The 15,060-nt window shown below is 71.6% G+C and carries 11 protein-coding genes and 1 pseudogene; 10 read left to right on the forward strand and 2 right to left on the reverse strand.

Features of this window, described 5'->3' with window-relative positions; all coding sequences use genetic code 11:
* Positions 1-262: 262 nt before the first annotated feature.
* Both ACU6P3_RS11165 and ACU6P3_RS11170 read left to right on the forward strand, forming a co-directional pair.
* A complete protein-coding gene (locus ACU6P3_RS11165) occupies positions 263-1,420 on the forward strand; it encodes an acyl-CoA dehydrogenase family protein (RefSeq protein WP_447196984.1) in 1,158 nt (385 codons plus the stop codon).
* A gap of 78 nt (positions 1,421-1,498) precedes the next feature.
* Positions 1,499-2,374, forward strand: a complete 876-nt coding sequence (locus tag ACU6P3_RS11170; protein ID WP_447196985.1) for an acyl-CoA thioesterase — start codon at positions 1,499-1,501, stop codon at positions 2,372-2,374.
* A gap of 50 nt (positions 2,375-2,424) precedes the next feature.
* Here the strand turns inward: ACU6P3_RS11170 and ACU6P3_RS11175 are convergent, their stop codons facing one another.
* Together ACU6P3_RS11175 and ACU6P3_RS11180 are read right to left on the reverse strand one after the other, a co-directional pair.
* Positions 2,425-3,204 carry a phosphatase gene (locus tag ACU6P3_RS11175; protein ID WP_447196986.1) on the reverse strand — a complete coding sequence of 260 codons (780 nt, stop codon included), beginning with the start codon at positions 3,202-3,204 and terminating at the stop codon, positions 2,425-2,427.
* A gap of 419 nt (positions 3,205-3,623) precedes the next feature.
* Positions 3,624-4,211: pseudogene (locus tag ACU6P3_RS11180) on the reverse strand (SACE_7040 family transcriptional regulator); the annotation flags it as partial.
* Positions 4,212-4,361: 150 nt separating this feature from the next.
* Here ACU6P3_RS11180 and ACU6P3_RS11185 point away from each other — a divergent pair.
* From ACU6P3_RS11185 to ACU6P3_RS11220, 8 genes are all read left to right on the forward strand, one after another.
* Positions 4,362-5,978, forward strand: coding sequence for a carboxyl transferase domain-containing protein (locus ACU6P3_RS11185; protein WP_447196987.1), 1,617 nt, complete (start codon positions 4,362-4,364; stop codon positions 5,976-5,978).
* Between the two features lie 82 nt (positions 5,979-6,060).
* Positions 6,061-8,316 carry an acetyl/propionyl/methylcrotonyl-CoA carboxylase subunit alpha gene (locus ACU6P3_RS11190; protein WP_447196988.1) on the forward strand — a complete coding sequence of 752 codons (2,256 nt, stop codon included), beginning with the start codon at positions 6,061-6,063 and terminating at the stop codon, positions 8,314-8,316.
* Positions 8,313-9,251 carry a hydroxymethylglutaryl-CoA lyase gene (locus ACU6P3_RS11195; protein WP_447196989.1) on the forward strand — a complete coding sequence of 313 codons (939 nt, stop codon included), beginning with the start codon at positions 8,313-8,315 and terminating at the stop codon, positions 9,249-9,251. The genes ACU6P3_RS11190 and ACU6P3_RS11195 overlap by 4 nt, the downstream gene beginning before the upstream one ends.
* 7 nt (positions 9,252-9,258) lie before the next feature.
* A complete protein-coding gene (locus ACU6P3_RS11200) occupies positions 9,259-10,419 on the forward strand; it encodes an acyl-CoA dehydrogenase family protein (protein ID WP_447196990.1) in 1,161 nt (386 codons plus the stop codon).
* Between the two features lie 81 nt (positions 10,420-10,500).
* Positions 10,501-11,334, forward strand: a complete 834-nt coding sequence (locus ACU6P3_RS11205; RefSeq protein ID WP_447196991.1) for a siderophore-interacting protein — start codon at positions 10,501-10,503, stop codon at positions 11,332-11,334.
* Positions 11,335-11,506: 172 nt separating this feature from the next.
* Positions 11,507-12,949 carry a pyridoxal phosphate-dependent decarboxylase family protein gene (locus ACU6P3_RS11210; RefSeq protein ID WP_447196992.1) on the forward strand — a complete coding sequence of 481 codons (1,443 nt, stop codon included), beginning with the start codon at positions 11,507-11,509 and terminating at the stop codon, positions 12,947-12,949.
* A gap of 124 nt (positions 12,950-13,073) precedes the next feature.
* Entirely contained in the window at positions 13,074-14,435 is a 1,362-nt protein-coding gene (locus ACU6P3_RS11215; protein ID WP_447197847.1) for a lysine N(6)-hydroxylase/L-ornithine N(5)-oxygenase family protein, read from the forward strand.
* The gene (locus ACU6P3_RS11220) at positions 14,432-15,055 is read left to right on the forward strand and encodes a GNAT family N-acetyltransferase (RefSeq protein ID WP_447196993.1); all 624 of its coding nucleotides are present in this window, start codon (positions 14,432-14,434) and stop codon (positions 15,053-15,055) included. The genes ACU6P3_RS11215 and ACU6P3_RS11220 overlap by 4 nt, the downstream gene beginning before the upstream one ends.
* The last annotated feature ends 5 nt before the right edge of the window (positions 15,056-15,060 follow it).

Genomic DNA, 15,060 nt, shown 5'->3' on the forward strand with positions numbered 1-15,060 from the left:
GAAGGCGCACTTCTCGCCGTGCGCCGGGAGCCATGATGCATATACGTACGCTTCGGCGATATGGCTCGGCACACACTCGGCGCACTCCCGGCACACCAGTCGCTCGCGCCGGGACGGACCGGCAGGGCCGGTGCCGACGGGCTGGGGCGGGCGGCGGCGGGCAGGGCGGACGGCTCTGGACACCCTTGCGAACGCCCGGGTAACTTTTCCCTGAGCAAGCGCTTAATCGTCCTGTTCGCCCGTCGCGAAGGAGCCCTCCGCCGTGCGCCGTACTGTGTACAACGAGGACCACGAGGCGTTCCGGGAGACCCTCCGCGCCTTCATCGAGGCCGAGGTCGTCCCCGTCCACGAGGAGTGGTACGCGGCGGGCCGAGTGCCGCGCGACTTCTACCACGCCCTGGGGGACCTGGGGATATTCGGGATCGAGGTGCCCGAGCAGTACGGCGGCGCCGGGCAGGAGTCCTTCAAGTTCCAGGCCGTCCTGTCCGAGGAGTGCGCCCGTGCGGGCGTCTCCTTCGGCGGCTCCAGCGTGCATGTCGCACTCTGCCTGCCGTACCTGAAGGCGTACGCCACGGAGGAGCAGAAGAAGCGCTGGCTCCCCGACTTCGTCAGTGGCCGGTGCATGTTCGCGATCGCCATGACGGAGCCGGGCACCGGTTCCGACCTGGCCGGCATGAGGACCACGGCCCGGCTCTCGGAGGACGGCACGCACTACGTCCTCAACGGCGCCAAGACGTTCATCACCGGCGGCGTCCACGCGGACCGCGTCATCGTCTGCGCGCGGACCGCCGCGGCGACGGCCGAGGACCGCCGCTTCGGCATCTCGCTGCTGGTCGTGGACACGAGGTCCGAGGGGTACGCGGTCGGCCGCAAGCTCGACAAGCTCGGCCTGCGGACCTCCGACACCGCCGAGCTGTCGTTCACCGACGTCAGGGTTCCGGTCGAGGACCTGCTCGGCGAGGAGAACAAGGGCTTCTCCTACCTCGGCCAGAACCTGCCGCGGGAACGCCTCGGCATCGCCGTCGGCGCCTACGCGCAGGCCGCCGCCGCGGTGCGGTTCGCCCAGGATTACGTCCAGGAGCGCACCGTCTTCGGCAAGCCGGTCGCCGCCTTCCAGAACACCAAGTTCGAGTTGGCCGCCTGCAAGGCCGAGGTGGACGCGGCGGAGGCCGTCGTCGACCGCGCGCTGGAGGCCCACGACCTGGGCGAGCTGACCGCCGCGGAGGCCGCGTCCGCGAAGCTGTTCACCACCGAGGTCGCGCACCGGGTCATCGACCGGTGCCTCCAGCTGCACGGCGGCTACGGCTATATGAACGAGTACCCGATCGCCCGGCTGTACGCGGACAACCGGGTCAACCGGATCTACGGCGGGACCAGCGAGGTCATGAAGATGATCATCGCCAAGTCCATGGGGCTCTGAGCCGCCCCGCGAGTCCCCGAGTCCACGAGTTCGTTCCGGACATCCCTCCGAACGCGGTGAGCGAGGCGCTGGACACATATGAGTGAGGCCCTGGACACCCTGCTCGGCCTGCTCGACCTGGAGCCGGTCGAGCAGGACGTCTTCCGTGGCAGCGGCCGCTTCGGCGTCGTCCCGCGCGTCTTCGGCGGACAGGTCGCGGCACAGGCGCTGGTGGCGGCGGGCCGTACGGTGCCCGAGGACCGCACGCCCCACTCCCTGCACGCGTACTTCCTGCGCCTCGGCGACCCCGGCGCGCCGATCGAGTACACCGTCGACCGCGTCCGGAACGGGCGGTCCTTCGCCACCCGGCAGGTCGTCGCGACGCAGCAAGGCCGGCGGATCTTCCATCTGACGGCCTCCTTCCAGCGCGCCGAGGAAGGGCTGGAGCACCAGGAGGAGATGCCGGCGGCACCGGACCCCGAGACGCTGCCGACGGCCGCGGAGGCATTGCCGCGGTACGCGGACCGGTTCGCGGATCCGCGCCTGGCCGACCGGGTGCTCCAGGCGTGGTCGGCGGTCGACCTCCGGTATGTGACGGAGCCGCCGTACGGCACGGCGGGACGGCCGCGCGAGCCGCGTTCGCAGGTGTGGTTCCGTACCGCGGGAAAGCTGCCGGACGATCCGCTGCTGCACGCGAGCGTGGCGACGTACATCTCCGACATGACGCTGCTGGACCCGGTCCTGCTGGCGCACGGCAGGGGCGGCTGGGCGGTGGGGGACGTGGTCGGCGCGAGCCTGGACCACGCGATGTGGTTCCACCGCCCCTTCCGGGCGGACGAGTGGCTGCTGTACGACCAGCGGTCGCCGTCGTCCGCGGGTGGCCGCGCGTTCGCTCAGGCGCGGATCTTCACCCAGAACGGCGAGTCGGCGATCTCGGTGGCGCAGGAGGGCGTGGTCCGGGTGCCGCGCGGCTGAGGACGGCGGAACGCCTTACCGCCGTACCACCGGGGGAGGCGTCTGGCGGGTCAGATCAGCCCCGCCGCGTTCAGCAGATAGGCCGTCATCGGGTCGTAGAAGCGCGGGTCCATGACGTGGTCGTCCAGGGGGACGGTCACCTGGAGCGTGCCCTCCGCCTCGGCGAGGAACAGCGCCGGGTCGTTGCAGTCCGCGTACCCCATGGAGTCCAGCCCTCGCTGGCCCGCGCAGCCCGCCCAGCCGTGGTCCGCCACCACCAGGTCCGGTTGGGGTCTGCCCTCGCGCTCCAGGCCGTCGAGGATCGCCCGCATGGGCTCCGGGGAGTGCGTGTGCCACAGCGTCGCGCCGCGCTCCAGCACCGCCACGTCGGCGAACTGGAAGACCATGCCCTCGTCGGCCATCAGTCCGCCCGGGATCCGTACGATCTCGCAGCCCGCGGCCCGCAGGGCGTCGGCGGTCTGCCGGTGGACGTCCAGCAGCCCGCCCGGGTGGCCGGTCGCGAACAGCACGCGCTGCCGCCCCTCGGCGGCCTTGCGCAGCCGGGCGGCCATCCGCTCCAGCGCGTCGACGGTCAGTTCGGGGTCGATGGTGTCCTGCCCCGCCCGGTGCTCCGGGTCGTCGCTGACACCGCACCGCTCGGCCATCACGGCGAGCACGTCCTGCTCGTCGGTCCAGCGGTCGCCCAGCTCCAGCCCGAGCCAGTAGTGGCGGTCGCCGTTGGCGAGCTTGCGGTAATGGGAGAGGTTGTTGTCGCGGGGCGTGGCGACGTCCCCGGCGATGCGCGTGCGGACGAGATGGTCGACGAGGGCGGCGCGGCTGGGTATCGGCATGCGCCCATTGTGCCGTCAGTCGCTCGCCCGCCACCGCCCAGTGGTGTGCGACGCCGGCTCCGCCGCACGGCGTGCGCGGCCGATGACGCGGCGGCGGGGTGGCGGGCGGGTCACACCGATGACTCACCGTCCGAGGCACCCGAGACATCCGAGGCACCCGAGACATCCGATACGTTCGATACGTTCGAGATGCCCGGGACATCCGAGGCGCCCGAGGTGTCGGATGCCTCGAAGCCCTCGAAGCCCTCGAAGCCCTCGGAGCCCTCGGAGCCCTCGTGGACACCGAGGGGCGCGTGGCCCACGACCCCTTCGCGGGCACCCCGGTCCACGGATCCCGTGCGGGCGGCCCGGCCGGCGGCCCCCTCATGCCCGCCACGCACCTCCTCGTGCGGGCGGTGGCTCTCGTGACCGTCCCCGCCCAGGGACGCGAACGCGCCATGGGCGAGCCGGCGCAGCAGGGCCTCCGTCGCCTCGCGGCCGACCGGCCCGCCGCCGTACGAGCCGAGGTGCGGCGTCGAGTTCAGCAGCCCGAACACGGCGTGGACCGCGCCGCGCGCCTGCGCCTCCGGCACGCGCGGGTACAGCTCCCGTACGACCTCGACCCACAGCTCCACGTACTGCCGCTGGAGCTGGCGCACCAGCTTGCGGTCGCTCTCCCGCAGGCGGTCGAGCTCCCGGTCGTGGAGGGTGATGAGCGGACGGTCGTCCAGGGCGAAGTCGATGTGTCCGTCGATCAGCGAGGCCAGAACGGCGGCCGGGTCGCCCTGAGCGGCACCGCGCACCCGCTTCCTGCCGCCGTCCAGCAGCCGGCCGCTGATTCCGACGAGCAGCTCGGCGAGCATCGCGTCCTTGCCGGCGAAGTGGCGATACAGCCCCGGGCCGCTGATACCCACGGCGGCCCCTATCTCGTCCACCCCGACGCCGTGGAAGCCGCGCTCGGCGAAGAGACGGGCGGCCTGCTTGAGGATCTGCTCGCGGCGGGTCGGAGCGGCGGTCCTGGTGCTCATGGGAAATCATTCTAGACAGAGGTGTTAGTGGTCGTTAACCTGGACAGGAAGTTAACGACCACTAACAGCGTGGCCCGCGCGGCTCGTGCGGGACGGGTGCGGACGACTCGATCGCGGGACGAGAGAGACGACACAGGGGAGCCACGAGCGATGCAGCAGGCACCGGTGCTGACCAGCGCCGCGGATCCGGCGTCCGCGGCCTGGCGGGCCAACGAGGAAGCGCACGAGGAACTGGCAGCCGAGCTGCGCGGCCGGCTCGCCGCCGCCCGGCTCGGCGGGGGCGAGAAGGCCCGTGCCCGGCACACCGCGCGCGGCAAGCTGCTGCCGCGCGACCGGGTGGACACACTCCTCGACCCCGGCTCGCCCTTCCTGGAGCTGGCGCCGCTCGCGGCCGAGGGGATGTACGGCGGGGCGGCCCCGGCCGCCGGGGTCATCGCCGGGATCGGCCGGGTCAGCGGCCGTGAGGTGGTGATCGTCGCCAACGACGCCACGGTCAAGGGCGGTACGTACTACCCGATGACGGTGAAGAAGCATCTGCGCGCCCAGGAGGTGGCCCTGGAGAACAGGCTCCCCTGCCTGTATCTGGTGGATTCGGGCGGCGCCTTCCTGCCGATGCAGGACGAGGTCTTCCCGGACCGGGAGCACTTCGGCCGGATCTTCTACAACCAGGCCAGGATGTCCGGCGCCGGCATCCCGCAGATCGCGGCCGTGCTCGGGTCGTGCACGGCCGGCGGGGCGTACGTCCCCGCGATGAGCGACGAGGCGGTGATCGTCCGGGGTCAGGGGACGATCTTCCTCGGCGGTCCGCCGCTGGTGAAGGCCGCGACCGGCGAGGTCGTCACGGCGGAGGAGCTGGGCGGCGGCGAGGTCCACGCCCGGACGTCCGGGGTCACGGACCATCTCGCGGAGGACGACGCGCACGCCCTGCGGATCGTGCGGACCATCGTCTCCACCCTCCCCGCCCGTGGGGAGCTCCCCTGGCCGGTCGAGCCGGTCGAGGAGCCCAAGGCCGATCCGGCCGGGCTGTACGGGGCGGTGCCGGTGGACCCCCGCACGCCGTACGACGTCCGGGAGATCATCGCCCGGCTGACCGACGGGTCGCGGTTCGCCGAGTTCAAGGCCGAGTTCGGGACGACGCTGGTCACCGGCTTCGCGCGGATCCACGGCCATCCGGTGGGGATCGTCGCCAACAACGGCATCCTGTTCTCAGAATCCGCCCAGAAGGGGGCGCATTTCATCGAGTTGTGCGACCAGCGCTCCATCCCGCTGCTCTTCCTCCAGAACGTTTCCGGATTCATGGTCGGCCGTGACTACGAGGCGGGCGGGATCGCCAAGCACGGCGCGAAGATGGTGACGGCCGTGGCCTGCGCACGGGTGCCGAAGCTGACGGTCGTGGTCGGCGGCTCGTACGGGGCGGGCAACTATTCGATGTGCGGCCGGGCCTATTCGCCGCGCTTCCTGTGGATGTGGCCCAACGCCAAGATCTCGGTGATGGGCGGCGAGCAGGCCGCCTCCGTCCTGGCGACCGTCAAGCGCGACCAGTTGGAGGGCCGCGGCGAGGAGTGGACGGCCGAGGACGAGGAGTCCTTCAAGGCCCCGATCCGCGCCCAGTACGAGACGCAGGGGAACGCCTATTACGCGACGGCCCGCCTGTGGGACGACGGGGTGATCGATCCGCTGGAGACCCGGCAGGTCGTGGGGCTGGCGCTGACGGCCTGCGCCAACGCGCCACTGGGTGAGCCCGGTTTCGGCGTCTTCCGGATGTGAGGCGGTCGTCACCGATGAACGGAACGCGGGTGCCGGCTGTGCAGGCGGGACCGATCGAGGGAGCGGAAGAGGGAAGGTGGGCATGTTCGACACGGTTCTGATCGCCAACCGGGGCGAGATCGCGGTCCGCGTCATCCGCACGCTGCGCGCCCTCGGTGTGCGCTCGGTCGCGGTGTTCAGCGACGCGGACGCGGACGCCCGGCATGTCCGGGAGGCCGACACCGCGGTCCGCATCGGCCCGGCGGCGGCAGCGGAGAGCTATCTCTCGGCCGACCGGCTGCTGGCCGCCGCCGTGCGCACCGGCGCGCAGGCGATCCATCCGGGCTACGGCTTCCTCGCGGAGAACGCGGCGTTCGCGCGGGCCTGCGCGGACGCGGGACTGGTCTTCATCGGACCGCCCGCCCCCGCCGTGGAGCTGATGGGTGACAAGATCCGGGCCAAGGAGACGGTGCGCGCGGCCGGCGTCCCGGTCGTCCCGGGGTCCTCGGGCAGTGGTCTCATCGACGGGGAACTGGCCCGCGCCGCGGCCGAGATCGGCATGCCGGTGCTGCTGAAACCCTCGGCGGGCGGTGGCGGCAAGGGCATGCGGCTGGTGCGCGCGGAGGCGGCGCTCGCGGAGGAGATCGCGGCGGCCCGGCGGGAGGCGCGGTCCTCCTTCGGGGACGACACGCTCCTGGTGGAGCGCTGGGTGGACCGGCCGCGCCACATCGAGATCCAGGTCCTGGCGGACACCCACGGGAACGTGGTGCACCTGGGAGAGCGGGAGTGCTCGCTCCAGCGCCGCCACCAGAAGATCATCGAGGAGGCGCCGTCCGTCCTGCTGGACGAGGCGACCCGCGCGGCGATGGGCGCGGCGGCGGTGCGGGCGGCCCGATCGTGCGGATACACGGGCGCGGGCACGGTCGAGTTCATCGTCCCCGGCGACGACCCGGCGTCCTATTTCTTCATGGAGATGAACACCCGCCTCCAGGTGGAACACCCGGTCACGGAGCTGGTGGTGTCCCTGGCGGGGGCGCCCGGTCTCGACCTGGTGGAGTGGCAGCTGCGGGTCGCTTCCGGCGAGGCGCTGCCCTTCGGACAGGACGACATCGCCCTCACGGGCCACGCGGTGGAGGCGCGCCTGTGCGCGGAGGATCCCGCCCGCGGTTTCCTCCCCTCCGGGGGGACGGTGCTGAGGCTGCGTGAGCCGCGGGGTGTCGGCGTACGGACGGACTCGGGCCTCGTCGAGGGCGCGGCGGTCGGCAGTGCGTACGACCCGATGCTGGCCAAGGTCATCGCGCACGGCCCGGACCGCGCCACGGCCCTGCGCCGGCTGCGCGCCGCGCTCGCGGAGACGGTCACGCTCGGCGTCCCGACGAACGCCGGTTTCCTGCGCCGCCTGCTGGCTCATCCGTCCGTGGCCGCGGGCGACCTCGACACCGGCCTGGTGGAGCGCGAGGCGGACACGCTGGTCCCCGGGGAGGTCCCGCCGGAGGTGTACGTGGCGGCGGCGTTGCTGCGCCGGGCGGCGGCTTCCGGCGCGGTGGGCGGGCGCGGGGCCCGTGGTCCGGCGGAGCCGTCCGACGCGGCGCGGCGCTGGGTCGATCCGTTCTCCGTGCCCAGCGGCTGGCGGCTCGGCGGGGAGCCCGCCTGGACCGTCCACCACGCGCGCGTGCCCGGGCACGATCCCGTGACGGTCCGGTTGCGCGGCGGCGCGGCGGACGCCGAGGTCCGGATCGACGGCGGCCCGGCCGTCCCCGCCCGTCTCCTGCGCACGGGCCCGGCGGACGTGACCGTCGAGTGGGACGGCCTCACCCATGCCTTCGCTTACATGCCGGGGCCGGAGGGCGTGTGGCTGGGCCGGGACGGCGACAGCTGGGACGTACGGGACCACGATCCGGTGGCGGACGCCCTGCGGACGGCCGCCGGGGCGGGCGGTGTGGACGCCCTGACCGCGCCCATGCCCGGCACCGTCACCGTCGTCAAGGTGGCTGTCGGGGACGAGGTCACGGCCGGTCAGAGCCTGCTCGTCGTGGAGGCGATGAAGATGGAACACGTCATCTCCGCGCCGCACGCGGGCGTCGTGACCGAACTGGACGTCACTCCCGGCACCACCGTCGCCATGGACCAGATACTGGCGGCCGTCGCACCCACCGCCGACCACGCCCCCACCGCCGAACCTGCCACCGCCACCGCATCTGCCCCTGCCCCTGAAGCTGCCGCTGCCGCTGCCGCTGCCGCTGCCGCCGAGAGTGCCCCCGGCGCCGACCGTGCCCCGGCCGCCGAGGGCGCGCTCACACCCGTCGTGCCGCACGCGGACTCGCGGGAGGACCCGAGCCCGCGGAAGGAGGAGTCATGACCGCCGGACTGCCCATGGCCGTCCCCGAGCAGGAACTGCCGCCCCGGATCCGGATCCACGAGGTGGGCGCCCGCGACGGCCTGCAGAACGAGAGGACCGTCGTACCCACCGAGGTCAAGTCCGAGTTCATCCACCGGCTCGCGCACGCCGGGCTGACCACGATCGAGGCGACCAGCCTCGTACGCCCCGACCGGGTGCCCCAGCTGGCCGACGCCGAGCAGCTGTTCCCGCTGCTCGGCGACCTGAAGGGCGTCGCGCTGCCCGTGCTCGTGCCGAACGGGCGCGGGCTGGAGCGCGCCATGGCCCTCGGCGTCCGCCGGATCGCCGTGTTCGCCAGCGCCACCGAATCCTTCGCCAAGGCCAATCTCAACCGGACCGTGGACGAATCGCTGGCCATGTTCGCGCCGGTCGTCGCCCGCGCCCGCGAGGACCGCATGCACGTACGCGGTTATCTGTCCATGTGCTTCGGCGACCCCTGGGAGGGCCCCGTTCCCATCCACCAGGTGGTGCGGATCGCCAAGGCACTGCTGGATCTCGGCTGTGACGAGCTGAGCATCGGCGACACGATCGGTGTGGCCACTCCCGGTCATGTGCAGACCCTCCTGTCCGAGCTGAACGAGGAGGGTGTGCCGACCAATGCCCTCGGGGTGCACTTCCACGACACCTACGGCCAGGCACTCGCCAACACCCTCGCCGCGCTCCAGCACGGCGTGACCACCGTGGACTCCTCGGCGGGCGGCCTCGGCGGCTGCCCGTTCGCCAAGAGCGCGACCGGAAACCTCGCCACCGAAGACCTCGTGTGGATGCTCGACGGCCTCGGTGTGGAAACCGGTGTCGACCTCGGCCGGCTCACCGCCACCAGCGTCTGGCTGGCCGACCAGCTGGGCCGCCCCAGCCCCTCACGTACCGTCACCGCCCTCTCCCACAAGGAGTGACGCACCGATGTCCCTGGACCACCGGCTCTCCGCAGAGCACGAAGAACTGCGCCGCACGGTCGAGGAGTTCGCCCACGAGGTCGTGGCTCCCAAGATCGGCGACCTCTACGAGCGGCATGAATTCCCGTACGAGATCGTGCGGGAGATGGGCCGGATGGGCCTGTTCGGGCTGCCCTTCCCCGAGGAGTACGGGGGCATGGGCGGTGACTATCTCGCACTGGGGATCGCCCTGGAGGAGCTGGCCCGGGTCGACTCCTCCGTGGCGATCACCCTGGAGGCCGGGGTCTCCCTGGGTGCCATGCCCGTCTTCCGCTTCGGCACGGAGGAGCAGAAGCGCACGTGGCTGCCGCCCCTGTGCGCCGGCGAGATGCTGGGCGCGTTCGGGCTGACCGAGCCGGACGGCGGCTCGGACGCGGCCGGTACGCGTACGACAGCCGTCCGGGACGGCGACGAGTGGGTGATCAACGGCAGCAAGTGCTTCATCACCAACTCGGGGACGGACATCACCGGACTGGTCACGGTGACCGCCGTCACGGGCCGCCGGGAGGACGGACACCCGGAGATCTCCGCGATCATCGTGCCCTCGGGCACCCCCGGTTTCACGGTGGCGGCCCCGTACTCGAAGGTGGGGTGGAACGCGTCGGACACCCGCGAGCTGTCCTTCTCCGATGTGCGGGTGCCGGTCGCGAACCTGCTCGGCGAGGAGGGCCGCGGATACGCCCAGTTCCTGCGCATCCTCGACGAGGGGCGGATCGCGATCTCCGCGCTGGCGACCGGGCTGGCCCAGGGATGCGTGGACGAGTCGGTGGCGTACGCGAAGGAGCGGCACGCCTTCGGCCGGCCCATCGCGGCCAACCAGGCCATCCAGTTCAAGATCGCCGACATGGAGATGCGCGCGCACATGGCGCGGGTCGGCTGGCGGGACGCGGCCTCGCGGCTCACCCGCGGTGAGCCGTTCAAGAAGGAGGCGGCGCTGGCGAAGCTGTACTCGTCGACGGTCGCCGTGGACAACGCGCGGGAAGCCACCCAGATCCATGGCGGCTACGGCTTCATGAACGAGTATCCGGTCGCCCGCATGTGGCGGGACTCCAAGATCCTGGAGATCGGCGAGGGGACGAGCGAGGTCCAGCGGATGCTGATCGCGCGGGAGCTCGGTCTGACGAGCTGACAGGCCCGGAGCCGCGCGACAGATAGGTTAGGCTAACCTACCTTTGCCATCGCTGCCCTCCGAAGAAGGTGAGCCGACCCCATGACGACGGCCATGGCCGCCCCGTTCCGCTTCTTCTCCCTTCAGGTCGTCAGGACGCGGCGGGTCAGCCCGTCCATGATCCGCGTCACCTTCGGGGGCGAGGACCTCGCCGGCTTCGCCGCCGGGGGCCGCGACCAGAGCCTGTCGCTGTTCCTCCCCCACCCCGGCCAGAGCGAGCCCGTCGTCCCGGTCGAGCACGGCGACGGATGGTGGGCCGCCTGGCGGGCGCTGCCGGACGGCACACGGGCCGTGATGCGCTCGTACACCCTGCGGGAACAGCGCCGGGACCCCGACGAGGCCGACATCGACTTCGCCCTGCACGCCGACGGCGGACCCGCCAGCCGCTGGGCGGGGCGGGCCGAGCCGGGCGACCGGGTACTGGTCCTCGGACCGGCCGTCGAGGACAACACGGCCGTCCGCTTCCGGCCGCCGGCCGATGCCGACTCCGTCCTGATCTGGGCCGACGAGACCGCCCTCCCCGCGGCCTCCGCGATTCTCGAATGGCTCCCCTCCGGCATGCGGGCCGACGTCTGGCTGGAAGTGCCGCGCGGTGGCGACCGACAGCCCCTGCGCACCGCCGCGGATGCCCGGATCACCTGGCTGGTCCGGGAGGAGGGCGCGCCCGCCGCGCTCGACGCGATCCGGGCCGCCGAGCCGCGCGGCAGCGCGCCGTACGCCTGGATCGCCGGCGAGTCGGGAACCGTCAAGGCTCTGCGCCGCCACCTGGTGCGCGAGCGAGGACTGGACCGGCGCCGGGTCACCTTCGTCGGCTACTGGCGACGCGGGCTGTGCGAGGAGCAGTTGCGGGAGGAGGCGACAAGGGCAACGGCGTAGACGGCGAGCACCCGCGCCCCGGTCGCCGCCACGGCGGCGACCCGGTCCGCGCGAGAGGGAACGCCGGGACCGGACCACACCGGGAGAGGGAACTGACGGGTCGCCACATTGGCTCATTTAGTTAGGTTAGGCTAACCTAACTTCGTCAACCTCACCCCCGGGAGGAACCCGTATGCGTGCGCACCTGCTCAACGACGCCACGGCGGAGCGCTACCGGCGTTCCGTCACCGAAGGAGTCGAGCGGGTGGCGGCGAAACTGACCTCGATCAGAAAGCCGTTCACCGGAGCGACGCCGGACACCCTGGCACCGCTGGTGTCCACCGTCGATCTGGACCGCCCGCTCGGTGACACCTCGGCCGCGCTCGACGAGCTGGAGGAGGTCTACCTGCGGGACGCCGTCTACTTCCACCACCCCCGTTACCTCGCCCACCTCAACTGCCCGGTCGTCATCCCGGCCGTGGTCGGTGAGGCCGTGCTCTCCGCCGTCAACTCCTCCCTCGACACCTGGGACCAGAGCGCCGGGGGCACCCTGATAGAACGCCGGCTGATCGACTGGACCGTCGGCCGCATCGGACTCGGCGCGTCCGCCGACGGAGTGTTCACCAGCGGCGGTACGCAGTCCAACCTCCAGGCCCTGCTGCTCGCCCGCGAGGAGGCCAAAACCGACGAGCCGGCGAAACTGCGCGTCCTCGCCTCCGAGTGCGGCCACTTCAGCGTCGAGAAGTCGGCGACCCTGCTGGGCCTGGGCCCCGACGCCGTGGTCTCCGTCCCCTGTGACCGCGACAAGCGCATGCGGACCGTAGCCCTGGCCGCCGAGCTGGCACGCTGCCGGGACGAGGGCCTGACCCCGATGGCCGTGGTCGCCACCGCCGGCACCACGGACTTCGGTTCCATCGACCCGCTGCCGGAGATCGCCGCCCTGTGCGCGCAGTACGGCGTCTGGCTGCACGTGGACGCGGCCTACGGCTGCGGACTGCTCGCCTCCACCACCCGCCGCACGCTCCTCGACGGCATCGAGCACGCCGACTCCGTCACCGTCGACTACCACAAGTCCTTCTTCCAGCCGGTCAGCTCCTCGGCCGTGCTGGTACGGGACCGGGCCACGCTGCGCCACGCCACCTACCACGCGGACTACCTCAACCCCCGCCGGACGGTCGAGGAGCGCATCCCCAACCAGGTCGACAAATCCCTCCAGACCACCCGCCGTTTCGACGCCCTCAAACTGTGGATGACCCTGCGCGTCATGGGCGCCGACGGCATCGGCGAGCTCTTCGACGAGGTCTGCGACCTGGCGGCCGAGGGCTGGGAGCTGCTCGCCGCCGACCCGCGCTTCGACGTCGTCGTACGCCCCAGCCTCTCCACGCTCGTCTTCCGCTACATCCCCGAGCGCGTCACGGTCCCGGCGCTGATCGACCGGGCCAACCTGCACGCGCGCAAGGCGCTGTTCGCCTCCGGTGAGGCCGTCGTGGCAGGTACGTCCGTGAACGGCCGCCAGTACCTCAAATTCACCCTCCTCAACCCCGAGACCACCGTGCGGGACGTCTCCGCCGTGCTCGATCTGATCGCCGGCCACGCCGAGCAGTACCTGGGAGAGAACCTTGTCCACGCGTCCTGAGCGCCCCGTACCCCTCGCGCGCCCCCAACGTCCCGACCCCCGTGAAGACGCCGCCCCGAACGCCGGCCCGAGCGCGGGCCCGGACGGCGGCCCGGACGGCGGCCCGAGCGGCGCGTACGACTTCATCGGCATCGGACTCGGCCCCTTCAATCTCGGCCTCGCCTGCCTGACCGAGCCCATACCCGGACTGAGAGGGATCTTCCTGGAGTCCAAACCGGACTTCGACTGGCACTCGGGGATGTTCCTCGACGGCGCCCACCTCCAGACGCCGTTCCTCTCCGACCTGGTCACCCTGGCCGACCCGACCTCCCCGTACTCCTTCCTCAACTACCTGAAAGCGTCCGGACGGCTGTACTCGTTCTACATCCGCGAGAACTTCTATCCCCTGCGCACCGAGTACAACGACTACTGCCGCTGGGCCGCCGCCCGGCTGTCCTCCGTCCGCTTCGGCCGGACGGTGACCTCGGTCTCGTACGAGGAGCACACCGAGCTGTACGCCGTCCGCACCGGGAACGGCGAGACCTACCGAGCCCGTCACCTCGTACTGGGCACCGGCACCCCGCCCTACGTCCCGGAGTCGTGCCGGGGCCTCGGCGGCGACGTGCTGCACAACTCGCGCTATCTGGAAGGGAAAGCCGCTCTCCAGGCCAAGGAGTCGATCACGATCGTCGGCAGCGGGCAGAGCGCCGCGGAGATCTACCACGACCTGCTCTCCGAGATCGACACGCACGGCTACCGGCTCAACTGGGTCACCCGCTCCCCGCGCTTCTTCCCGCTCGAATACACCAAGCTCACGCTGGAGATGACCTCTCCGGAGTACGTCGACTACTTCCACGCGCTGCCGGAGACGACCCGCTACCGGCTGGAGTCGGAGCAGAAGAACCTGTTCAAGGGCATCGACTCGGCCCTGATCAACGAGATCTTCGACCTGCTCTACCGGAAGAACCTGAACGGTCCCGTGCCCACGCGGCTGCTGGCCAACACGGCCCTGGTGTCCGCCACGTACGAGGAGCCCGCGCCCGAGGGGAGCACGGCCGACGGCAGGAACGGGGACGGGGACAGGAACAGGAACAGGAACGGGGACAGGAACGGGAACGGGAACGGGAACGTCAGCGGGACATACACCCTCGGGCTGCGCCAGGAGGAGCAGGGACGCGACTTCTCGCTCGCGACACAGGGGCTGGTCCTCGCCACCGGCTACCGGTACGTCGCCCCCGAGTTCCTGGCGCCCGTGGAAGGCCGGATCCGCCGGGACGGGCAGGGCCGGTTCGACGTGGCCCGCAACTACAGCATCGACACCACCGGGCGCGGGATCTTCCTCCAGAACGCCGCCGTGCACACGCACAGCGTCACCTCCCCCGACCTGGGGATGGGCCCGTACCGCAACGCGTACATCATCCAGGAGCTGCTGGGACGGGCGTACTACCCGATCGAGAAGTCCATCGCGTTCCAGGACTTCGCGGCCCCGGAAGGCACGGCCGTATGAGCGAGCGCACCGGCGAGATCATCTTCTCGCGCACCGACGAACGGCTCGGCCTCTTCGAGGTGCGCCCCGTCGACCCGATCGCCGACGCCGAGCTGCTGCACAGCTGGGTCACGCACCCCAGGGCGGCCTTCTGGCTGATGCAGGGCGCCACGCCGACCGATGTCGAGCGGGAGTACATGGCGATCGCGGCGGCCGGCGACCACGACGCCTTCATCGGGCTGCACCAGGGCCGGCCGGCCTTCCTGATCGAGCGGTACGACCCGGCCGAGGTGGAGCTGAAGGGTCTGTACGACGCGCTGCCGGGCGACATCGGCATGCACTTCCTGGTGGCCCCCGTCGCCGCCGGTGAACGGCTGCACGGCTTCACCCTGGCCGTGATCACCACGGTGATGGAGCTGCTGTTCGACGACCCGTCGGTACGGCGGGTGGTGGTCGAGCCGGACGTCCGCAACACCTCCGTGCACGCGCTGAACGAGGCCGTCGGCTTCCGGATCGTGGAGAGGATCGCGAAACCGGAGAAGGACGCGTACCTCAGCGAATGCACCCGCGAGATGTTCCGGGCGGCGTCGGCGGACGCACGACCGGCCACGCGACCAGCCGCGCAAGGAGTCACCCGATGAGCCCG

The sequence above is a fragment of the Streptomyces hebeiensis genome, from assembly GCF_052983195.1.